The following is a 21686-nucleotide window of genomic DNA, read 5'->3' on the forward strand; positions in this document are numbered from 1 at the left end:
GACCGGACGCGACGAGGGAGGGCGACGGTGGGCAAGCACGACGAGCTGACCAGCTACGAGTACGACAGGAACGGAGGGGCCAACGTCCTCGAGAAACGGACGCGGCCCGTCCGCCCCCTCCACGCCGACGAAGTGCTCGTCGAAGTGGTCACGGCGGGCGTCAACCACATCGACGGCTTCATCCGGAGCGGGCGCGAGGAGGCCTGGGCCGACGAGCCGTTCCCGCGCGGCTCGGGAAGCGACTTCGCCGGCATCGTCGTGACCGGGGACGGCGACGGGCGGTTCCGGCGCGGCGACGAGGTGATCGGGCACCTGCGCCAGGGGGCGCACGCCTCCCACGTGATCGCCCCGGTCGGAGCACTCGTGCGCAAGCCGTCCCGGGTGACCTGGGAGACCGCCGGCGGCCTGTTCCTCGCCGGCGCGACCGCGCTCGACACCCTGGACGACCTCCGGATCGGGCCGGCCGACACCGTGGTGATCTCCGCCGCGGCCGGCGGCGTGGGGAGCATCGAAGCCCAGTTGGCCAAGCACGCCGGCGCCCGTGTCATCGGGACCTGCGGCGAGCGCAACTTCGACTACCTGCGCCAGCTCGGCATCCGGCCGGTGACCTACGGCGCCGGGATCGAGGACAGGATCCGTGCGCTCGCGCCCGATGGCGTAACCGCCCTGATCGACAACTTCGGCCAGGACGGCCGTGCCCTCGCCGAGGCCCTGGGCGTCCCGCCGTCGCGCTACCGGTCGAGCGAGGACCGGCGCGAGACGGAGCTGCGGCTGCTCCAGGACGATCCCGAGTCGGTCGCCCACGCGACCGCCCAGCTCGAGCGCCTGGCCCGGCTGGCCGACGAGCGCGCCTTCACGCTGCTCATCTCGGGCTACTACCCGCTCACGGAGGTCGCCTCGGCGTACGACGACCTCCAGCATCTGCACGCGCGCGGCAAGATCGTGCTGGGCACCCACCCCGTGACCATGTACCGGACCCTGAAGGCGCGCGACGTGCAGGAGGCGCGCGACTGACACCGCACCGTCAGGGGCGCGACGGCGACCCGGGCTGGCGCCACTGATTCGCACGCCGGTTCTCATGCGCTTCGGTCACGATGCTCTCGATGCGCCGGTCGCGGGTCGCGTCCGTCTTGGCGGACAGCAGCCATTCGAGGATCGCGCGGCGGGCCGAACGCGGGAACGCGTCCCAGTTCGCGCGGGCGACGGGGTCGTCGTCCAGGGCGGAGTGGAGGGAAGGCGGCTCGGTCAGCTCCTCGACCTCGTCGAGCGCGGACCAGGTGCCGGCCACCACCGCGGCTTGCACCACGGCCTCGCCCTCTGCGGTCATCAGTCCGCGCTCGCGCAGCGAGGCGATCCGCTCCTTGTTGCGCCGGGACCAGTTGCTACGCGGGTTCCGCGGGGTGAGGCGGAGCATCGCCTGCCGGTCGTCGAGGCGGCGCGGGAGACTGTCGACCCAGCCGACGCAGAGGGCCTCCTCGACGATGTCGTCGTAGCCGAGGGTGCGGTCGTCGCCTTTCGCGTAGACCACCCAGACACCCGCTGAGGTGCGCGCGTTCTCCGCCAGCCACTCCCGGAGCGCTGCCCGGTCCGACGCGACGAACCGCTCGAGCTCGGCCATCGCGGCCTCCCCTCTCCGTGTTCGCCGCCAGGTTACGGCGTGACGCTCAGCCCGGTGAAGAACCGGACGAGCACCAAGCGCTCGCGCCGGTCGAGTGACTTCGTCAGGGCCGCTATCTCGTCGAGAGACGGGGATCGGTGCGTCCGATCGAGCAGGTGCTCCACGGCGAAGGCGATGTCGTCCGCGGTGTGCTGCTGCCGGGGGATCGCGGGCCGCGGGGCGCCCTCCTCCGAGCGTTCCGCGCTCACGTGGTCCACTCCTGGCGCGTCACCTGCCCCAGCCGGCGCGAACGAGTCACAATGATTCCCTTCCTCGGCAGGTAATCAGCTTGCTTATAAAGCTATCACCGAGTCGCACGCACAGCCAGGTCAGGGAGCGAGGATGCCTCTCCTCTCCTGGCGCGTCAGTCGTCGTCGAAGTCGACGGCTCCGCCGCGCAGGGCGGCGACGGCCTTCGCGATCAGTCGCACCGCGGCGACGGCGATCACCAGCGAGACGCCGAGCGCGAGCACCGGATCGAGCCAATAGGCGCCGCCGGTGAGCAGGATGACGAGACCGGCGATCACGATCGCGGCCGCGACCGCGGCGTCTGCGAGCGCGTCCAGCAGCACCGACCGCATGTGGAGGTCCTCGTCGCGCGCGGAGAAGCCGAGGACAAGGGCGCCGGCCAGCATCACGACCATGGTCACCAGGCTGACGATCACCACCGGGAGCCCCTCGACCGGCGGCGACCCCTCCCGCAGCCGGGCGATCGCCTCGGCGACGACCGTCGCGGTGACCGCCAGCAGCAGCGTCCCGTTGACGAGCGCCGCGATGGCGATGGGACGGTTCGCGCGCGGATGTCCCGGGTCGCGGTCCCGCAGGGCGATCGCGACCAGACCGAGGGCGAGGGCGAGGCAGTCCGCGACGGTGTCCCCGGCCGCGGCCAGCACGCTCACCGACCCGGCGACCACGCCCACGACGAGCAGCCCCACGATCAGCGCAGCGTTCAGCCCGAGCACGATCGCGACCCGGCGCGCCTGGCTGCGCCGCGGTCTCGGGTCTGCCGCGGCGATGTCGGGGTCGGATTGCACGCTCCCGATCCTGTCACGTGGCAGGAGCTGAGCGAGCGCGCCGACGGGGTTGGGCGCCCGGCTAGTGGTGGCTGTGGTCGCCGCTGCCCTGGTGGGATGAACCCGCAGTGTCGGGCGCGTCGGCCGGGTCGGGCGTATCGGCCGGCTCCGGCGTTTCGGTGTGCTCGGCGTGCGCCCTCGGTTCGTCCGTCTCAGCCGGCTCCGGCGTTTCGGTGTGCTCGGCGTGCGCCTTCGGTTCGTCCGTCTCGGCCGGCTCCGGCGTGGAGGTGCGCCGCTGGTCGCCGGAGTGCCCCGGCTCGACGATCGTGGCGCAATAGGCGTCGATTGCGTCGACACCCCCCGCAGCCTTCTCCAGCGACGCGAAGGCGACGGACGTCGACGCGAGGCCGCCGTGCTCGAAGGCGGTGCAGAGTCCGTGCGCCGCGGAGCCTGACGCATCCGGCCCGACCGGGACGTCCGTGGACGTCGGGTCCGGACTCGGCGTCGGCGTCGCGGTCGCCGTCGCGGAGTCGGTCGGCTCTGCAGTGGGGAGCGCTGTGGGGTCGGCCGACGGGGTGGCGGTCGGCGCTCCGATGAGCGTGTGCGCCTCCTCCTGGAGTCCACCAGGGAGCGCGTCGGCGTACGCAGCCGCGGCCGTCCCCCCGACGGTGATGGTCCCGAGCGCGATGAGCCCGGCTGCGAGTTTGTGGCCGACGATCACGGAGAAGAACGACATCCGGTCTCTTCCTTTCGATTCCGATAGTGGTCGGACGCCGTTCGGGCGGGCCCTCATCTCTCTTAATCGGCGGGAGCGCGCGAAAGGTTACGCGGGCTGCGCGATTCAGCGCCAGCGGTACTCCGTCTCCGGCCGTCCGGGCGTCCCGTACCGCGGCTCGCGGCTGACCCGCCCCGCGTCCGCGAGGTATTCGAGGTAACGGCGCGCGGCGACGCGCGACATCCCGAGCAGCGACGCCGTCTCGGCCGCGGAGAGCGCGCCCCGCTGGCGCACGGTCTCGCGGATGCGGTCGAGCGTGTCCGGGGACAGGCCCTTCGGCAACGGGGACGCGACGGAGGGGCGCCGCGATCCGAGGAGCGCGTCGATCTCCTCCTGCGTGGCCGAGCCGGCGGCGGCGCGGGTCCGCTCGTGGTGCTCCCGGTACTGTTCCAGCCGGTCGCGGAAGACCGCCCCCGAGAACGGCTTGACCAGGTACTGCATGACACCGAGCGCCGCCATCTGGTGCACCATCTCGGCGTCCCGGACCGCCGTGATCGCGATGACGTCGACGTCGGAGCCGCGGGCGCGCAGGTGCCGCAGCACGTCGAGTCCCGTGCCGTCCGGCATCGTCACGTCGAGCAGGACGAGGTCGATGGGACGGTCCGGCCGGCTCTCCGTGAGGGCGGCGACCGCGGCGCGCGCTCCGGTGCACTCGCCGACGACCTCGAAACCGTCGAGGCGTTCGACGTAGCGGCGGTGGAGTTCGAGGGTGAGCGCTTCGTCCTCGACCAGGAGGACGCCGATCACGGTTCCTCCCGAGCCGGGAGGTGCACCCGGAAGGTGGTCGGGGCGGAGGTCAGCTCGATGGAGCCGCCGGCCGCGTCCACGATGGCCCGCACGAGTGCGAGCCCGACGCCGCGGCCGACGGTGTCCGTCGGCTTCGTCGAGTAGCCGGACTCGTAGATGCGCTCCCGCAGCCGCTCCGGGACGCCCGCCCCGCTGTCCGAGACGTCGAGCAGGACGCCGTGGTCCGCGGCAGGCCGCAGCCGCAGCCGCACCCAGCGCGGCTCCGGGCCGGCGGCCGCGGCGTCGAGGGCGTTGTCGATGAGGTTGCCGACGAGCGAGACGGCGTCCACCGGGTTGAGCGGGGTCCGCGGCGTCCGCGGGTCGAGGTCGGCCTCCCAGTCGACCCCGCGCTCGGCCGCCTGCGCCGCCTTCCCGAGCAGCAGAGCTCCCACCGTGGGATCGCCGGCGCGGGCTGCCGTCACCTGGTCCACCAGGGCTTGGCTCTGCCGGGCCGTCTCGGTCAGGATCTGGACAGCCTCCTCGGTCCGGCCGAGCTCGATGAGCGAGACCGCGGTGTGCATGCGGTTGTCGTGCTCGTGGTTCTGTGCACGCAACGCCTCGCCGAGGGTCCGCACCGACTCGTAGGAGGAGACCGCGTCGCGCACATCGCGGGCTGGGAGGTCCCCGGTCACCCGTCGGGTGACCCACCGCACGACGAGGGCGCCCGTGACCCCCACTCCGATCACCGCGAGAGCGATGCCGATCGCGAGCGGCAGGCGGGGCAGCAGGGCGCTCCCGATGCTCTGGACCGTGACCCCGGTGGCGACCCAGCCCACAACATGTCCCTCGGCGGTGACCGGGGCGATCGTGCGGATGGAGGGCCCGAGCGTTCCGGTGTACTGCTCCGTCAGCGCGACGGGCCGGTCCGGGATGCTGCCGATGTAGTGCTTGCCGATCTGCGCCGGGTCGGGGTGCGTGACGCGGATGCCCGACGCCGTCATGATCGTGACGAAGTCCACTCCGGTGCTTCGCGTCACCTGCAGGCTGAACGGCTGCAACGCGGCGGTCGCCGCGCTCGCACCGGACTCCAGCGCCGACCGGACCCCCGGCGTCGCGGCCAGCGTCTCGGAGACCGAGCGGGTCTCCCGCTCGGCCTCTGCCTGCGCGGACCGCTGCGCGTCGAGCCCGAGCAGCATCGCCGTCAGCACGCCGGCGAGGAGCACGACGCCGATCAGGACCGCGAACACGCGCGACGCCGCACTGCGCACCGTCCGTCGTCGTCGACCCATACTCCCCAGCGTGCCAGACATCGTCGCGGAGCGTCCGAGACCAATACGACCGCAACCCGGCTGCGGCCTCCCCTCGGGGCGATGCTGGGCCGACCGCCCGCCGGACCCGGCGGGGACGAACAGCGACGTTCTTCAGGAGACGACGATGGCACTCTCGACCCGCACCACCTCCTTCCGCCTGCCGGGCTACGACTGGCGGCGGGGGAAACGCGCCTGGGACAAGCACACCTGGCTGTACCTGGCGGTGATCGCCGCGGTCGTGCTCGGCGCGATCGTCGGCCTGGTCTGGCCCCAGGCCGGGGTGGCGCTCAAGCCGCTCGGCGAGGGCTTCGTGGCGCTGATCCACATGATGATCGCGCCGATCATCTTCTGCACGATCGTCGTGGGAGTCGGGTCGATCGCGAAAGCCGCCACGGTCGGCAAGGTCGGCGGCCTCGCGCTCGTGTACTTCCTGGTCATGTCGAGCGTGGCGCTGGCCATCGGCCTGGTGGTCGGCAACCTCATCCACCCCGGCGCGGGCCTGGACATGGCGAGGTCCACCTACAAGGCGACCGGGGAGGCCGCGTCGACCTCCGACTTCGTGCTCGGCATCATCCCGACCTCGTTCTTCTCCGCCTTCACCCAGGGCAGCGTCCTCCAGGTGCTGTTCATCGCGCTGCTGGTCGGCTTCGCCGTGCAGAAGATGGGACGCACGGGCGAGGGGATCATGACCGCGGTGAAGCACCTGCAGTCGCTCGTGTTCCGCATCCTCGGGATGATCCTCTGGCTCGCGCCGATCGGCGCGTTCGGGGCTATCGCCGCCGTGGTGGGCGCGACCGGCGTCTCGGCGATCTGGAACCTCGGGCTGCTCATGGTCGCGTTCTACATCACCTGCGGACTGTTCGTCGCCGGTGTGCTCGGGGCGCTCCTCTACGCGGTGGCCCGCGTCAACATCTTCCGCCTGATCGGCTACCTGGGCCGGGAGTACCTGCTCATCGTCGGCACGTCGTCGTCGGAGTCCGCCCTCCCCCGGCTGATGGCCAAGCTCGAGCACCTCGGGGTGTCCAAGCCCGTCGTCGGCATCACCGTTCCGACCGGCTACTCGTTCAACCTGGACGGCACCGCGATCTACCTGACCATGGCCTCCCTGTTCATCGCGACCGGGATGGGCCAGCCGATGTCGATCGGGGAGCAGATCGGCCTGCTGGTCTTCATGATCATCGCCTCGAAGGGCGCGGCGGGCGTCACGGGCGCCGGCCTGGCCACCCTCGCCGGCGGCCTCCAGGCCTACCGCCCGGACCTGGTGAACGGCGTGGGCGTCATCGTCGGGATCGACCGCTTCATGTCGGAAGGCCGCGCACTGACGAACTTCACCGGCAACGCGGTCGCGGCCGTGCTCATCGGCCGCTGGACCCGGCAGTTCGACGCCGACCGCGCCCGCCGGGTGCTGCGCGGCGAGCTGGCGTTCGACGAGACCACGCTCAGCGGCGACGGGCACGGGATGTCGGCGGACACCGCGGCGGTCGGAACGGCGGGACTGGGCGAGGCGGCACTCGCCGAGGCCGCGGCCAAGGAGGAGCGGGCGCGACAGCGGGAGGCGGGCGTGCTCCGCTGACGGCCGGCGGTCAACCCCTGGCAGGCCGGGATCGCGGACGTATGGTCGGGCCATGCCCACCTACACCGCGACCCGGCCGCTCGACGGCGACGCCGACGAGTACTTCGACTACATCGCCGACCCCGAGAACCTCCCGGCGTACTTCCCCCGCATGACAGAGGCCCACGAGTTACCCGACGGGAAGGTCGAGACGACCGCCCACGTCGACGCGGACCGCGACGGCCGGGACGAGACCGTCACCTCCGTCGCCGCGTTCGACGTCGACCATGCCGCACGCGAGGTCGGCTGGTCGGCCCCCGGTCCGCACGACTACCACGGGTCGTTGCGCCTGGCGGACGACCGGGTCGAGCTGACCATCCACACCACCGAGGACTTCCAGGGGATGCAGCAGGCGCTCGACGGAACGCTCGAGACGATCGCGGACAATCTCCGTCGCGCCCAAGGATAGCTAGCCAAGCTAGGCTCTCATGGCTACACTGGCCGCGTCGCCCGGGTCGCCCGGGCGCCGGCGGCGCACAGCGGCGACCTGCCGGCGATCCATCACGCTGACGTCGATCGTGACAGGGAACCCCCGATGTCCGACACTCACACCGATCCGACTGTCGTCCTGATGCACGGCGCGTTCGCCGACGCGTCGAGCTGGGCCGGCGTCATCGAACTCCTGCAGGCCGAGGGCGTCCGGGTCCTCGCTCCCGCCATCGCGCTCCGCGGCATCGCCGTCGACTCCGACTACCTGCGCAGCGTCGTCCAGCAGCTGGACGCGCCCGTCGTGCTCGTCGGCCACTCCTACGGCGGCGCCATCATCAGCAATGCCGCAACCGGCCTCGACGCCGTCAAAGCCTTGGTGTTCGTCTCCGGGTTCGCACCCGACGAAGGCCAGTCGCTCGGCGAGATCGAGGGCACATCCCGCGACAGCGCGCTCGGGCCGGCTCTCGTGCAGAAGAACTACCCCGGCCCCGACGGTCGACCGGCCGTGGAACTGTTCGTCGGCGAAACCGAGTTCCCCCGCGTGTTCGCCGGAGACCTGCCGCACGAGCAGGGAGCGGTGCTCGCCGCCTCGCAGCGCCCTGTCGCCGCTGCGGCGTTCGACGAGAAGAACGGGCCGCCGGCGTGGCGACGGCTGCCCTCGTGGGCGGTCGTGGCGACTGGCGACAAGGCGGCCGGCTCGGACGTGCTCCTCGCGATGGCTCGCACCGCCGGCGCGCAACTGACCGAGCTGGAGGGCTCGCACCTCATCATGGTCTCCCAGCCGCGAGCCGTGGCCGACGTGATCCTCCGCGCGCTCGAAGCCGTCCACTGATGGGCGGCGGCGAGCAGCGCGACGACCTCGCAGGGCGCCTGCACCGCACGGAGGTGCAGCGAGCCGAATCCTCGATCCCGGGGAGGGTGATCGTGCAGGTGCTGACCGAGATCCCGGAGGGGGTGGAATCCGGTTGGCACACCCACCCCGGCGAGGAAGTCGGCTACATCCTCGCCGGCACCGTCGAGATGCAGATCCGGGGAGCGGCGTCCCTGCACCTCGAAGCGGGAAGCGGGTTCCTGATCCCGCCGGACACACCCCACAACGCGCGCGACCTCGGACCGGGCACGGGACGCATGCTCTCCACCTACGTGGTCAGCGCGGACCGGCCGCTCGCGACCTTCGTCGCCGAGGATGTCTGACAGCGCCGTGATCTCCGGGGCTGGTGCTGAGGCACCGCTGACCGGATACTGAGCGCGTGGAGATTCTGCAGGTCGCACAGCACGCCGACGACCTCGACCGTGCCGCGATGTTCTACGAGAACCTGCTCGGCGAGGCGCCGGCCGCCCGCTTCGATCCGCCGGGCCTGCTGTTCTTCAACGTCGGAATCAGCCGCCTCCTGCTGGACAAGGCCGCGCCCTCCGCGCTGATCTACATCCAGGTCGACGATGTGGCGGAGACCGTGGAGCGGCTGCGGGGTGACGGAGTGACGGTCGTCACCGAGCCGCACGTGATCTTCACCCACGCGGACGACACGATCGGGCCGGCCGGCAACGACGAGTGGATGGCCTTCATCGAGGACAGCGAAGGCAACACGGTCGGGCTCGTGAGCTTCGAGCCGCGGCACGACCCGTGATCGCGGACCACTGCACGGAGCGGACCGGCGCCCGTCACCCCTTCCGATGACGGACGCCGGCTGTGGACGTCGTGCTCCGCTCAGTTCTGGAGAACCGGCTTCCAGGCGCCCGTCGACGCTCCCTCGGCAGACGCATCCACCCCGAACCGGTCGAGGCGGAACGTCTCCAGCAGCGGCGACGGCGTTCCCGTGAGGATCTCCTCGGCGGCGAGCTCACCGAGGGCGAGACCGAGCGTCGCACCCGAGTGCGTGAAGAGCGCGTAAAGACCCGGAACCGAGGGCACAGGGCCGGCAACCGGCTCGCCGTCCCCCGGGATCGGCTTCAGGCCGGCGCCGATGGACTGGGCGCGCAGCCGAGGGTTGCCGCGGAGCATTCTGGACGCCTCCTCGAGCAGGCCCTGCACGGACTCGGCGGGCACCTCGATCGACCCGTCCGCCGCGATGACGACCGACTGCTCCGCCCAGTCGGCGTCCAGGACCAGGCGGCCGTCCGGCGTCGGACGGATCGCGACGCGCGGGGTGTTGAGCACGGTCTTCACCTCGATGTCGACCGGCTCGGTGAACACGACGAAGGCGGCGGGCGTCGCATCCGGCACGGTCACCCCGAGGGCGGCGAGGGTGCCGGGGACGCTCGAGCCGGTTGCGAGCACGACGTGGTCGGCCGGGAGACGGGTACCGTCGGCCAGCATCACACCGACGGCCACGCCGTCGACGACGTCGACACGTGCTTCTCCGACGCCTTCGAGGATCGTCGCGCCGTCCGCGACGGCCTCCGCGATCAGGGCGGCGATGACGTCCGGCAGGCTGACCCAGCCCTCCCCCGCGTTGAAGATCGCGCCCTCTTCGGCGACCGCGGCCGCATCGACATCCGGGGCGACCGTCGGCACGTCGGCGCGGTCGACCCACACCGAGTCGTACCCGTTGGCGCGTTCGAATTCGAACGTCTCCCGGAAGCTCTCGCCGTTCGCCGCCCACTTCATGGCGCCGTCGAACCGCACGAACCGGTGGCCTTCCGGGTGGCGCTCCCGCCACGTGCGGTACCGGTCCAGGGCGATGAGCCGGAGGTAGTGGTATTCGGCTGTGCGATCGCCTGACGAGTTCAGCCACGCGATCGAGCGGCCCGACGCGCCGTCGGCGAGGCGGCCTGCGGTGACGAGGGTGACCTCCGCGCCGCCGCGGGCCAGCTGAGCGCACGTCGAGGCGCCGAGGATTCCGCCGCCGACGACGACGACACGGGAGGGGGCGGGAGAGACGGTCATGGTGTTCGCTTTCGGTTCGAAGAGTGGATGGTTTCGATCAGTTCCAGGGCGGCGAGGCTGTCACGCGGGTCGACCGGCAGGGGAGACCCCTGTGTGAGCGACTGCGCGAGCCGTCGATAGAACGCGGCGTAGTCGCCGGCTTCGAGGGGGAAGGCGCGAGTATCGGCGCCCGCCCCCAGCAGCCCCGGCGTGTCGGATCTTCCGATCCCGGGGTCGGCCGGGCTCCTGCCGGCCGCGAGGCGGTCTTCCTGCGGGTCGAGTCCGGACGAGACGAACCCGGCCCGCGAGCCGAGGACCCGGAACCGCTCGCCGGTCACCGGCGCGACCGCGCTCATCCAGAGGTGGCTCGTCGTGCCCGAGTCGTGATCGAGCACCACGAAGGCGTCGTCGTCGGCTCGACCGCCGCGGCGGTTGCGGACCTCCGCGTACGCCACGCGGGCCGGCCCGAACAGCACCAGCGCCTGGTCGATCACGTGCGCACCGAGGTCGAAGAGGATTCCGCCTCCGTCGCTCACCGCCGTGTTCGACTTCCAGGATGCGTCCGTCTCCGGCTTCCACCATTCGAATCGCGACTCGAACCGCCGGACGTCGCCCAGCGATCCGTCGCCGACCAGCCGCCTCACGGTCAGGAAATCGCCGTCCCACCTCCGGTTCTGAAAGACCGTGAACGGGACGCCGGCCGCTTCCGCGCGGCGGATGAGTTCGCGCCCGGACGCCGCGTCGGGCGCGAACGGCTTGTCGACGACAGTGGCGATACCGGTCTCGACCGCGGCGGTCGCGTGGGCGACATGCAGCGGCGTCGGCGACGCCACGACCACCAGGTCGATTCCCGGGAGCGCCAGCAGCGCGTCCGCGTCGGGCACGGCTGCGACGTGCGGGTGGTCGGCGTGGAGCCTGCCCGCCTGGGAGGTGACGACCGCAGCGAACTCGAAGGCGGGATCGGCCGCGATGAGCGGAGCGTGGAACACCCGGCCGGCCACGCCGTAACCGACGAGCCCGACGCGGAGCGGGGCCGCGTCGCTCACAGCACCTCCGAGAGGAACCGCTGAAGGCGCGGGCTCTGCGGCCGGTCGAAGAGGTCGTCCGGACGTCCGGCCTCGACGACCCGGCCCTCATCCATGAAGACGACCTGGTCCGCGACCTTGCGGGCGAAGTTCATCTCGTGGGTGACGACGACCATGGTCATCCCACGACGGCCCAGGTCCGCCATGAGGTTCAGGACACCCTTCACGAGTTCGGGGTCGAGGGCACTGGTGACCTCGTCGAACAGCATGACCTCCGGTTCCATCGCGAGGGCTCGCGCGATGGCGACGCGCTGCTGCTGCCCGCCGGAGAGGTCGCGCGGGCGGTGATCCATCCGCTCGCCGAGCCCCACCTCGGTCAGCCGCTCCTCGGCGATACGGCGGGCTTGCTCCGAGGGCAGTTTCTTGACCGAGCGCAGGGCCAGCGTCACGTTCTGGAGTGCGGTGTGGTCGGGGAAGAGGTTGAAGTGCTGGAAGACCAGCCCGATCCGCCGGCGGAGCACATCCGGCTTCGTGGCGAGGATGCTCTCGCCGCCGAGTCGCACGTCGCCGGACTTGGGCTCGTGCAGCCGGTTGACGCCGCGCAGCATCGTGGACTTGCCCGATCCGGACGGGCCGATCACGCAGGTCGTCGTCCCGGGCGCGACGGAGATGCTCACTCCGCGGAGGACCTCGACGTCGCCGTAGGCCATCGTCAGGTCGACCAGCTCGAGAGCGGAGCCGCGGAAGTCGGGCGTGGTCTGCGCGGGAAGTGGAGAGGTGTAGGTCATGTGTTGCTCCCGAGGGTGATCGGCGCAGGGGTCTGCAGCTCGTCCAGTTCGTCCAGCCCGCTCTTGGGGGCGGTGGGCTTGCGACGCCCGGTGCGGAACCGGTTGTCGAAGTGGTTCACCACGTGGGTGAGTGGAACGGTGATCACCAGGTAGAAGAGCCCGGCGAGCACCAGCGGAGACAGGTTGCCGGTCAGCACCGCCGCATCCTGGCCGACGCGGAACAGCTCCCGCTCGCCGACCAGCAGGCCGAGGAAGTACACCAGGCTGGAGTCCTTCACGATCGCGATGAACTGATTGACCAGGGCGGGGAGGACGCGCCGCACACCCTGCGGGACGACGACCAGCCGCATCGCCTTGCCGTAGCTGAGACCGAGTGCCCGGCAGGCCTCGAGCTGGCCCCGATCGACGCTCTGGATGCCGGCGCGGAAGATCTCCCCGATGTACGCCGACGCGATCAGCGACAGCGCCACGATCCCGAGCGGGTACGGAGACGGGCCGAAGACCGACTGGGAGAACCGCGCGAAGCCCTGTCCGATCAGCAGGATGGTCAGGATGGCGGGCAGGCCGCGGAAGATGTCGGTGTAGACGCGCGCCGGGATGCGGAGCCACCGCGACGTGGAGATCCCCATGACCGCGACGACCATGCCGAGCACGACGCCCAGCACGGTCGCCGAGGCGGAGATGATCAGCGTGTTCACCAGTCCGACGCCGAGCAGCTGCGGGAAGACCTGCAGCATCGAAGGGAGGTCGAAGAAGGTGTGGGTGATGGTGGTGAGCCAGTCCATGGGGATCTCCCTGCCGCCCTACTTGCTCGGAGTCGGGGTCGAGGTCTGCTCCGCCTTCGGCAGGTACTGCTCGGGCATCGGGGAGCCCGGGAACCACTTCTGGTAGAGCTTCTTCCAGGTGCCGTCCTCCATCGCGGCGTGCAGCGCGGTGTTCAGCGCGGCCTTCAGCTTCGGGTTGCCCTTGGCGATCGCGAAGCCCGCAGGGGCGTCGAACGAGGGGATGTCGTCGGCGTCCTTGAGATTCGGGTACTGAGCGATGTAGCTCTTCACCGCCTCGTAGTCCAGGAAGTGCGCGTCCACCGAGCCGCTGTTCAGCGCCGAGACCGCGGAGTTGTTGTCCGGGAAGCGAACCAGGTTCGCCTTCGGGAAGTGCGTGGCCGCGTAGGTCTCCTGCAGCGTCCCCTGCACCACGCCGAGGCGCTTGCCTGCCAGGTCCTTCGCAGATCCGATGCCCGAGCTCTTGGTCGTCAGCACGCTCAGGTAGCCGGCCAGGTAGCCGTCCGAGAAGTCGACCGTCTTCTTGCGGTCGGCGGTGATGCCGATGGCGGCGACCCCGACGTCGAACTGGTGGTTGGCCACGGCGGCGAGGAGGCCGGAGAAGTCCTGCCCGGTGAAGACCGCCTTGCCGAGCCCCGCGCGCTTCGCGACATCGGTGAAGAGTTCGACGTCGAAGCCGGTGAAGTCGCCCTTGGCGTCCGTGAACGTGTAGGGCTTGGCGTCGCCGAGGCTGGCCACGCGGACGGTGCCCGCCTGGATCAGTCCGTACGAGTTGGACGAGCCGGTGGTGCTGGAGGCCCCGGCGGCGGAGCCCGCGCCGCCCCCGGAGGAGCAGGCGGAGAGCACGAGGGCGGCGGCGGCAACGGCCGCGATGAGGCCGGCGGGCCGGAGGAGGGTGCGTCGTTTCACTGCGGGTCCAATCATGCGTTGGGGTGATTCGGCGGGACGCGGGGGCGATCCTCGTCGATCTTGGTTGCCGAGACCGGTCTCAGTTGGTTAGGCTGAGACCGGTCTCAGTTGGTTTTCTGGGACACTACCCGACGCATCGCGGATTCGTCAACACGGCGATCTACGGTGAAGGTAACGAACGGAAGGCGGCATGGATGAGCTCTCGGCACCCGGTCAGGCGTGCGGCGACGGTGGCGGACATCGCCCGGGTCGCGCAGGTCTCGAAGGCGACGGCGGCGAGAGCTCTCGGCGAGTACGGTCAGGTCAGCCAGGCGGTCCGCGACCGGGTCCGCGCCGCGGCCGAAGAACTCGACTACCGCCCCAACGCCCTCGCGAAGTCGATGAACACGGGACGGTCCAACACGATCGGGGTCATCGTCGGAGACATCGAGAACCCGTTCTTCGCCGTGGCGATGCGCGGCATCTCCGACGTCGCGAGCGCTGAAGGGTACTCGGTCATCCTCATCAACTCGGATGAGATGGTCGAGGCCGAGGAGGCGGCCCTGGAGGTCCTCCTCGACAACCAGGTCGACGCCCTCATCGTCGCCCCTGCGTCGTCGGCCCATGTCGACCACCTCGCCAACGCCGTCCGCGCGGGCCGGCCGTTGGTCCTGCTCGACCGCCGCGCCAACGGCGAAGGCTACGACGCGGTCACCGTCGACAACCGTGCGGCCGCGGTGGCGGCGACCGAGGAGCTTCTCCGCCAGGGCCACCGCCGGATCGCTTTCATCTCGACGCACGAGCACCCTCGCTCGAGCTACAGCAGGGGCGACATGATCACGATGTCCACGGTCGCGGACCGCATCGACGGCGTCCTTCACGCTCTCGACGCCGCCGGCATCGAAGCGCCGGAGCGGTACATCCGCCTCGACGCCCGCCGCCGCGGGGTGGACACGGTGACCCGCGAGCTGCTCCACGACGACCCGCCCGTCACGGCGATCATCGCCTCGGACAGCCTGATCGCGATGTCCGTGTTCACCACCCTCCGCGCGGACGGGCTCCGGCTCCCCGACGACGTCTCTCTGATCGCCTTCGACAACCCCGACTGGACAGCGATCACCACGCCACCGCTGACCGTGGTCGAGCAGCCGATCTACGAGCTGGGCGCTGCCGCCGCGCGCCGAGCGCTGCAGCGGCTGCGCCGGCAGCCGATCACCGACCCCACGCTCGTCTTCGGCACACGCCTGGTAGCCCGTGATTCCGTCAGCGCACCACCCGACGCTCCGCGATGAAGCGGGACGTCGACGATGCGCCTTTCGGAGACCTCAGCCAGCCCGCGTTCGTATCCCGGAACGCCCGCTCCCCGTCAGGGCATGGTGCCTTCGACCGGGATGAAGACACGCATCACGGATGGACCACGGTTCGCCCACAGCGCGTACGGGATCGCCCGCAACACCACGTCCTGTCCGTCGCTCGGCGGCACGTCCTCGCGCCTCATCCAGCCCGCATTCCAGCGACCGTCCTCGCGTGCGCGGCCGCGGGCTGTGATGAGCACGGCGGCCTGGCCGAGGAAATCGTCATGGACCTCCTCCTCGAGCCGCGGGTCGTCGAGGAGTTCGACGTGGTTCAGATCGACCTCCGGCGCCTGGTCGACGCTCTCGAACGCGTAGACGACGGGGCCCCGCTCGATGGCGACGGCGCCGCGTACGGCATCCACAGCGGGGTGCGCCACGGTCAGACGGGGCTTCACCGGCAGGACGATGGTGGCGATGTCGCCGGGGGCCCATGCGCGCACCACGCGTGCATAGCCACGCGACGTCACCTCCGCCGCTGTCGCAGTGCCGTTGACGGCGACCGTCACCGAGTCCGCCCAGTCCGGGACCCGAATGTCCAACGCCCATTCGGTCCCCGTCGCCCGGGTCACCGTGACCTCGATACTCCCGTCGATCGGATAGCGCGTCTCCACCCGCAGGGCGACCTCTCCGGCCCCGATCGCCGTCTCGATCGTCGCCGGCATGAACTGGTGGAGCTGGATGGAGTCAGCGGTCGCGGTGCTGACGTACGCACCCAGCGACGCGATCGTGCGCATGATGTTGGGAGGGCAGCACGCGCACTCGAACCACGCCGGCCGGGTGCCCGGAGCATCCGCGCGATCCGGTCGGGTGTTGGCCGGCGCCGCATCGAGAGCAGTGCGCCGTTGGGCCGGGTTGTTGTAGAAGAACCCCTTGCGATCGGCGGCGGTCGAGGCCGCGAACAGGTTGTACAGGGCCCGCTCGATCGCGTCGGCGAATCGCGACTCTCCCGTGAGGAGGAGGAGGCGCCAGCTGACCATCATGTTGCCGATCGTCGCGCACGTCTCGCCGTAGGCGAGGTCCGGCGGCAGCTCGTACGCGTCGCCGAACGCTTCACCGATGAAGCGCGAGCCGACAGCGCCTGTGAGGTACGTCTTCGTCGCCGTCATCGACTCCCACTGGGTGACTGCCGCCCTCAACAACGCGTCCTCTCCGGTCTCGATCGCGATGTCGATCACCCCGGCGAGCAGGTAGACGGCGCGAACGGCGTGACCGACGACCGTGGTCTCGTCGCGAACCGGAGTCGCATCCTGGTAATACGGGCTGTCCCCGAACTTCGAGGTGTCGAGAGTCCCATGGCCGCGGACATCCACCAGCTGCCGGGCCACGTCGAGATACGCTCGCTCTCCCGTCTCGCGGTACAGCTCGACGAGGGCCATCTCGATCTCCTCGTGGCCGTCGGTGTCGGCGCGACGGCCACCGCCGAAGTCGGCCACCACGACGTCAGCGGCGGCGACCGCGATGTCGAAGAGCTCCGAGCGCCTGGTCGAGCGTCGATGGGCGATCCCGGCCTGGATGAGGTGGCCGATGCAGTAGAGCTCATGGCTTTTGACGAGGTTGTCCCAGCGGACATCGAGCCCGGCCTGGACGAACGAGTTGAGGTACCCGTCGGGCAGCTGAGCGCGGCGGATGATGTCCGAGACGTCCGCGACGAGTTCGGTCAGTTCGCTCGAGTCCTCACGGCCCAGGTCCCACGCCACTGCTTCGAGCGCCTTGTAGAGATCCGAGTCGGTGAACCACAGCCCTCGGCGCTCCGGCTTGCCGGAACCGGCCGGGTCGAGACGGCGGAGGTTGTCGACGGTCCCGTCTCGCTCCAGCCAGTGGAAGGAGTGCGGAGTCGTGATCGTTCGGTTATCTCTCTGCCAGTCCGCCCAGACCCCGCTGCTGATCCGCACGGAGTCGAGGCCCAGTGGACTCACGGCCAAGCGGTCTGCGGCGAGTGGGAGGACGGGAGCGATTTGACGCCTGGTAGTCACGAAGAAGTCTCCTTGGTTGGTGTGCGGCGAGGGAGTTGCAGAAGAGGTCGATTCGGCGGCAGTGCGGTCACCCGCGCAGGGCGCCGTTGACCAGCCCCGAAACGTAGTAGCGCTGCAGCGCGAGGTAGAGCAGAAGGACCGGCACGATGGTGATCACGACACCGGCTTGGAGCGAGCCGTAATCGACCGCTCCGTATTGACCGGTGGAGAGGCCGACCAGCATCAGCGGGAGGGTGTACTGGGAGCCGTCGTTCAAGAAGATGAGCGGTGCGAGGAACTCGTTCCACGAAGCCAGGAACGAGAATAGGGCCACGGTCACCACCCCGGGCAGGACGAGCCTCAGTGAGACGTGGCGCAGCGCGCCGACCGGCCCGCAACCGTCCACGAGGGCGGCTTCCTCGAGTTCGCGCGGAATCGACTCGAAACTGTTGCGCATGAGGAAGACGCCGAAGGGCATCTGGAACATGACCAGCGTCAGGGCGAGCCCGATCACCGAGTTGGTGAGGTGCAGCCAGCCGAGGACGATGTACAGCGGAATGAGGATGGTGGCGTAGGGCACCATCAGGATCAGCAGCGTCGTGCCGAACAGCACGGACTTCCCGCGGAAGCGGAATCGCGCGAATCCGTACCCGGCGAGCACAGTGACCACGACGGTCCCGATGACGACGAGGACGGACAGGGACAGGCTGTTCCACAGGTAGACGCCGATCCCGTTGCCGTAGGTGGCCAGCTTCGCGTAGTTCTCCAAGGAGAAGCTGTGCGGAAACCAGGTCGGGTTCGCTTGGTTGGCCTCCGCGGATGTCTTGAACGAGTTCAGTGTGGCCCACAGAATCGGCATGAGGAAGAGTGCCGCGAGGATCCCGCTGAAGAGGTGATAGGAACCGCCGGCGACGATGCGTCTCGGGCGATTCCGGGAACGCGCCGGTAGAGAAGGAGTTGTCGTCACTTGTCGTCCTTTCCGCGCAGGAACATGAGCTGGATGCCGTTCAGGATCACCAAGGCGATCAGAAGGATGATCGAGAGGGCCGCCGCCTTGCCGAGGTCGAACTTCGCGAACGCCGTGTCGTAGATCGCCATCACGAGCGTGATGGTGCTGTTGTCCGGGCCGCCGTGGGTGAGCACCTGGAACTGATCGAATGCCAGCAGAGATCCGGTGATCGAGAGGATCAGCAGAAGTGCGAGCGTCGGGCGGAGGTAGGGCAGCGTGATGTAGCGGAGGCGCTGGAGGGTCGACGCGCCGTCCATTCGCGCCGCCTCGTAGAGCTCCGCGGGCACTGCCTGCAGGCCGACGAGCAGCACGATCACCTGGAAGCCGATGAACTTCCACACCACGAGCGTGAGCGTGGTGAAGAGCGCCTGGCCCGGGGTGTCCAGGAACCCCCACGGCCCCTTGCCGAAGCCGAGCGCCTGAAGGACGGTGTTGGCGATGCCGTTCTGGTCGTTGACCGCGGCGAACCAGATCAGTGCCGCGGACGCGGTGCCCACCACGTACGGCAGGAAGAACGCGGTGCGATAGAACCGCGCGCCTCGGCGGCGCGAGTTCGAGACCGCCACGAGGACGAAGGAGACGCCGAAGATCACGACGGTCGCGAGCACCGTGTAGAGGAGCGTGAACGTGATCGCGCCGGTGAAGAGGGTGTTCTCGGGGATCGCTTGGTAGTTCGCGATGCCGTTCGGGGTCGGGCCGCCGAGCAGCGGCCAGTTCTGGAACGACATGAAGATCAGGACGCCCAGCGGGATGAGGAAGAGCACGACGACGATGACGGCCAGGGGGGCCACGAACAGCATGCCCAGTCCCGCGCGGGAGGTGAGGGTCGACCTGCGCCTCCGGGACGCGGCGGAGGGCGCCTTCGCCCGGATCTCCTCCGAGGATGTTGCGATCATGGTGAAACTCCGATCCGGTTGCGCGACCGTGTGCGCGCGGCGAGCCGCGCGCACACGGTGTGGCTACTGAGCTTGGGCGAGGCCCGTGTCGAACGACTTCTGCGCGGTGGTCAGGGCGTTGCCGTCGCCGTTGAAGACGTAGTCGCGGATCCCCTTCAGCCACGGACCGGTCGCGTCGTTCACGAGCGACCCGTACGCCGTCGAGGAGGGCGTATAGCCGGTCGCTTCGCCCTTGATCGCGGCGACGACGGCCGGGTTCTTCGAGCTGTACGTGTTGTCGGCCAGGTCGACACGCGACGGGAGGTTGCCCGCCTTTGCGAGCACGTTGACCTGCGCGTCCTCGCCGAGGGTCCACTGGAGGAAGTCCCAGGCCTGGGCCGTGTGCGTGGAATTCTTGCTGATCCCGGCGACGTCGCCGCCGATGAACGCGGAGGTCTTGGACCCGTCCGGGGCCGGGAGGCCGGCCTCGCCATAGTTGATCTTCGCCTGCTCGGCAGGCGTGAAGTTGAAGTTCCCGATCGGGATGATCCCGATCTTTCCGGCGTCGAACAGCTTCGTCCAGTTGGTGCCGTCGTCGGACTTCGCGCTCGCCGGGACGACGCCTTCATCGAAGAGCTTCTTGTAGAGGTCGAGCGTGGCCTTCATCGGTGCGGTGTCGATCTGCGCCTTCTTGCCATCGTCGATGAAGGGCGCCTTACCGGCGGCGGACAGGTACGGCATCATCGTGTACGCGTTGCAGCCGGCGCAGTTGCCGGCGAAATAGAAGCCGTACGTGTCGCCGCCCACCTTGTCGCGGATGGCTTTCGCGTCGTTGTAGATGTCGGTGAAGTTCCTCGGCCCCTGCGCAGGGTCCAGCCCGGCCTTGGCGAAGAGGTCCTTGTTGTACATGATGAGCGACGAGTCGACCACCAAGGGAGTGCCGTAGATCTTCCCGTCCTTGCTGGCCGCGTCCGTGTGGGCGTGCGAGAGCTGCCCGTAGAACGGGAGCCCCTTGACCTGCGAGGTGATGTCCTTGAAGAGCCCCTGCTTGACGTAGTTGGGCGAGTAGACGACGTCCGCTGCGAGGATGTCCGGGAGGCCGTTGGATCCGGCTGCCGCGCCTACCTTCGTCTGGTAGCTGTTGGTGGGGATCACCGTGAGCTTGACCTTGTTCTTGTGCGTCTTGTTGTACTCGTTCACCAGCGTCTGCGCGATGTTGCCGTTGGCGTCGCGGGCCCACATGGTGAGCGTCGTCCCATCATCGGGCGTGCCGGCGGACTGCGCCGGTGCGCCTTGGGAGCAGCCCGCGAGCACGACGGCGGCCACGGCCACGGTCGCTGCGATGCCTGCGACGCGCGCTGCCCGCAGCGGCGTGCGATGGACACGTGATGCCATTTCATTTCTCCTTTGAAAGAAGGGTGCTTCGCCTCATAACTGTCGCGACGAGTTCGTTCGGAAAACTCGGCTAACGATTTCCTAGAGGCTATTGAGCCGTTTGCATCGATGTCAAGGACAATTTTGGGACGCGCTTGCGGAAATGTTTCCGAATGTGTAGCGTTGCTTCCCAGCCTCACGGAATGGAGTCACATGCAGTCGGCAGCGCCGAGGAAGAACCCGACCGTCGCCGACGTCGCTTCCCTGGCCGGGGTCTCGCCCGGCACGGTCTCGAAGGCGTTGAACGGCCGGGGCGACCTGCGACAGGCCACGCGCGAGCGGGTGCTGGCAGCGGCGGAGGAACTGGGCTTCCAGCCCAACCTCATGGCGCGCGGCCTCCTGTCCGGCCGGACGTACATCGTGGGCGTCCTGACCACCGACAGCATCGGCCGCTTCACCATCCCCCTGCTCACCGGAGCGGAGGATGCGCTCGGCGCCGGTCAGATGTCCATGCTGCTGTGCGAGAGCAGAGGGGACCCCATCCGGGAGCAGCACTACCTCCGCGTCCTGCTCGCACGCCGGGTCGACGGCATCATCATCACCGGGCGTTCCAGCGACAGGCGCCCGTCGCTCGGGCACGACTTCCCCGTCCCAGTGGTCTATGCGCTCGTCGAGTCGGACGATCCGCGCGACCTGTCGATCCTGCATGACGACGAGGACGGCGCCGCTCAGGCTGTTCAGCACCTTCTGGACACGGGCCGCAGACGGATCGCGCACGTGACCGGCCCCCCGCACCACGTCGCCGTCCAGCACAGGCTCGCCGGCGTCGAGCGCGCGCTCGCACAGGCAGGGGAGACCCTCGCCGGCAACGGCGCGCTGTTCGGCGAGTGGAGCGAAGAGTGGGGCCGCGAGGCGGCGCTTCGCCTCCTGCGTTCCGGCACGGAGTTCGACGGGGTTTTCTGCGCCAGCGACCAGATCGCTCGGGGACTCGGCGACGGCTTGCGCGAGAACGGGATCGACGTCCCCCGCCAGGTCGGCATCGTCGGCGTCGACAACTGGGACGTCATGGTCACTGCGGCCCGACCCCCACTGACCACCGTGGATCTGCAGCTGTCCGAGTTAGGCCACGTCGCCGCAACCCGACTCCTCGCCGCCATCGACGGCGACCCGATCGCCGGCGGAATCGAACGGGTGCCCAGTCGTCTCATCCAACGACAGTCCACGGCCGTCAGCTGACGCTTCCGTCCGAGT

Annotated in this window: 23 protein-coding genes; 8 read left to right on the forward strand and 15 right to left on the reverse strand. The window is 69.7% G+C overall.

Annotated elements, in window-relative coordinates; genetic code table 11:
• The first annotated feature begins 27 nt into the window (after window positions 1-27).
• Window positions 28-1014 (forward strand): NADP-dependent oxidoreductase, encoded by a 987-nt coding sequence (locus tag AC1ROW_RS10045; protein ID WP_493018743.1) that lies wholly within the window; start codon window positions 28-30, stop codon window positions 1012-1014.
• 10 nt (window positions 1015-1024) lie between these two features.
• Here AC1ROW_RS10045 and AC1ROW_RS10050 read toward each other — a convergent pair whose 3' ends face one another.
• The 6 genes from AC1ROW_RS10050 to AC1ROW_RS10075 all read right to left on the reverse strand — a co-directional run bounded on the left by AC1ROW_RS10050 (window position 1025) and on the right by AC1ROW_RS10075 (window position 5459).
• Window positions 1025-1618 (reverse strand): YdeI/OmpD-associated family protein, encoded by a 594-nt coding sequence (locus tag AC1ROW_RS10050; protein WP_493018744.1) that lies wholly within the window; start codon window positions 1616-1618, stop codon window positions 1025-1027.
• 32 nt (window positions 1619-1650) lie between these two features.
• Window positions 1651-1866, reverse strand: coding sequence for a hypothetical protein (locus AC1ROW_RS10055; protein WP_493018745.1), 216 nt, complete (start codon window positions 1864-1866; stop codon window positions 1651-1653).
• Window positions 1867-2021: 155 nt separating this feature from the next.
• On the reverse strand, window positions 2022-2690 hold the full coding sequence (locus AC1ROW_RS10060; protein ID WP_493018746.1) for a cation diffusion facilitator family transporter: 669 nt from the start codon (window positions 2688-2690) through the stop codon (window positions 2022-2024).
• 61 nt (window positions 2691-2751) lie between these two features.
• Window positions 2752-3405, reverse strand: coding sequence for a hypothetical protein (locus AC1ROW_RS10065; protein WP_493018747.1), 654 nt, complete (start codon window positions 3403-3405; stop codon window positions 2752-2754).
• Window positions 3406-3510: 105 nt separating this feature from the next.
• Window positions 3511-4191: a response regulator gene (locus AC1ROW_RS10070; RefSeq protein WP_493018748.1), complete on the reverse strand. Its 681-nt coding sequence runs from the start codon at window positions 4189-4191 to the stop codon at window positions 3511-3513.
• Window positions 4188-5459 carry a sensor histidine kinase gene (locus AC1ROW_RS10075; RefSeq protein ID WP_493018749.1) on the reverse strand — a complete coding sequence of 424 codons (1272 nt, stop codon included), beginning with the start codon at window positions 5457-5459 and terminating at the stop codon, window positions 4188-4190. The genes AC1ROW_RS10070 and AC1ROW_RS10075 overlap by 4 nt, the downstream gene beginning before the upstream one ends.
• Before the next feature lie 145 nt (window positions 5460-5604).
• Between AC1ROW_RS10075 and AC1ROW_RS10080 the strand changes: the two genes are divergently transcribed.
• From AC1ROW_RS10080 to AC1ROW_RS10100, 5 genes are all read left to right on the forward strand, one after another.
• Window positions 5605-7053, forward strand: a complete 1449-nt coding sequence (locus AC1ROW_RS10080) for a cation:dicarboxylate symporter family transporter (RefSeq protein WP_493018750.1) — start codon at window positions 5605-5607, stop codon at window positions 7051-7053.
• 52 nt (window positions 7054-7105) lie between these two features.
• Entirely contained in the window at window positions 7106-7501 is a 396-nt protein-coding gene (locus AC1ROW_RS10085) for an SRPBCC family protein (protein ID WP_493018751.1), read from the forward strand.
• Window positions 7502-7627: 126 nt separating this feature from the next.
• Window positions 7628-8353, forward strand: a complete 726-nt coding sequence (locus tag AC1ROW_RS10090) for an alpha/beta fold hydrolase (RefSeq protein WP_493018752.1) — start codon at window positions 7628-7630, stop codon at window positions 8351-8353.
• Window positions 8353-8715 carry a cupin domain-containing protein gene (locus tag AC1ROW_RS10095; protein ID WP_493018753.1) on the forward strand — a complete coding sequence of 121 codons (363 nt, stop codon included), beginning with the start codon at window positions 8353-8355 and terminating at the stop codon, window positions 8713-8715. The genes AC1ROW_RS10090 and AC1ROW_RS10095 overlap by 1 nt, the downstream gene beginning before the upstream one ends.
• Window positions 8716-8771: 56 nt before the next feature.
• Window positions 8772-9149: a VOC family protein gene (locus AC1ROW_RS10100; protein ID WP_493018754.1), complete on the forward strand. Its 378-nt coding sequence runs from the start codon at window positions 8772-8774 to the stop codon at window positions 9147-9149.
• A gap of 80 nt (window positions 9150-9229) precedes the next feature.
• On the opposite strand, the gene AC1ROW_RS10105 is transcribed toward AC1ROW_RS10100, so the two are convergent.
• From AC1ROW_RS10105 to AC1ROW_RS10125, 5 genes are read right to left on the reverse strand one after another with little or no spacing between them, the layout of a single operon-like run.
• Window positions 9230-10408, reverse strand: coding sequence for an NAD(P)/FAD-dependent oxidoreductase (locus AC1ROW_RS10105; RefSeq protein ID WP_493018755.1), 1179 nt, complete (start codon window positions 10406-10408; stop codon window positions 9230-9232).
• Window positions 10405-11433 (reverse strand): Gfo/Idh/MocA family protein, encoded by a 1029-nt coding sequence (locus tag AC1ROW_RS10110; protein WP_493018756.1) that lies wholly within the window; start codon window positions 11431-11433, stop codon window positions 10405-10407. Before AC1ROW_RS10110 ends, AC1ROW_RS10105 begins: the two co-directional genes overlap by 4 nt.
• Window positions 11430-12200 carry an amino acid ABC transporter ATP-binding protein gene (locus tag AC1ROW_RS10115; protein WP_493018757.1) on the reverse strand — a complete coding sequence of 257 codons (771 nt, stop codon included), beginning with the start codon at window positions 12198-12200 and terminating at the stop codon, window positions 11430-11432. The genes AC1ROW_RS10110 and AC1ROW_RS10115 overlap by 4 nt, the downstream gene beginning before the upstream one ends.
• The gene (locus tag AC1ROW_RS10120) at window positions 12197-12985 is read right to left on the reverse strand and encodes an amino acid ABC transporter permease (protein ID WP_493018758.1); all 789 of its coding nucleotides are present in this window, start codon (window positions 12983-12985) and stop codon (window positions 12197-12199) included. Before AC1ROW_RS10120 ends, AC1ROW_RS10115 begins: the two co-directional genes overlap by 4 nt.
• An 18-nt stretch (window positions 12986-13003) precedes the next feature.
• The gene (locus tag AC1ROW_RS10125) at window positions 13004-13891 is read right to left on the reverse strand and encodes an ABC transporter substrate-binding protein (RefSeq protein WP_493018759.1); all 888 of its coding nucleotides are present in this window, start codon (window positions 13889-13891) and stop codon (window positions 13004-13006) included.
• A 194-nt stretch (window positions 13892-14085) separates the two neighbouring features.
• Here AC1ROW_RS10125 and AC1ROW_RS10130 point away from each other — a divergent pair, with 194 nt between their 5' ends.
• The gene (locus AC1ROW_RS10130) at window positions 14086-15162 is read left to right on the forward strand and encodes a LacI family DNA-binding transcriptional regulator (protein WP_493018760.1); all 1077 of its coding nucleotides are present in this window, start codon (window positions 14086-14088) and stop codon (window positions 15160-15162) included.
• Window positions 15163-15236: 74 nt separating this feature from the next.
• Here AC1ROW_RS10130 and AC1ROW_RS10135 read toward each other — a convergent pair whose 3' ends face one another.
• From AC1ROW_RS10135 to AC1ROW_RS10150, 4 genes are all read right to left on the reverse strand, one after another.
• Entirely contained in the window at window positions 15237-17198 is a 1962-nt protein-coding gene (locus AC1ROW_RS10135) for a glycoside hydrolase family 127 protein (RefSeq protein WP_493018761.1), read from the reverse strand.
• A gap of 67 nt (window positions 17199-17265) precedes the next feature.
• Window positions 17266-18036 (reverse strand): carbohydrate ABC transporter permease, encoded by a 771-nt coding sequence (locus AC1ROW_RS10140; RefSeq protein ID WP_493018762.1) that lies wholly within the window; start codon window positions 18034-18036, stop codon window positions 17266-17268.
• Between the two features lie 104 nt (window positions 18037-18140).
• On the reverse strand, window positions 18141-19082 hold the full coding sequence (locus AC1ROW_RS10145) for a carbohydrate ABC transporter permease (RefSeq protein WP_493018763.1): 942 nt from the start codon (window positions 19080-19082) through the stop codon (window positions 18141-18143).
• A 63-nt stretch (window positions 19083-19145) separates the two neighbouring features.
• Entirely contained in the window at window positions 19146-20456 is a 1311-nt protein-coding gene (locus tag AC1ROW_RS10150) for an ABC transporter substrate-binding protein (protein WP_493018764.1), read from the reverse strand.
• Window positions 20457-20648: 192 nt separating this feature from the next.
• On the opposite strand from AC1ROW_RS10150, the gene AC1ROW_RS10155 reads away from it, so the two are divergent.
• Window positions 20649-21671, forward strand: coding sequence for a LacI family DNA-binding transcriptional regulator (locus AC1ROW_RS10155; protein WP_493018765.1), 1023 nt, complete (start codon window positions 20649-20651; stop codon window positions 21669-21671).
• Window positions 21672-21686 lie beyond the last annotated feature (15 nt).

The sequence above is a fragment of the Leifsonia sp. GW821-FHT13C09 genome, assembly GCF_058806435.1.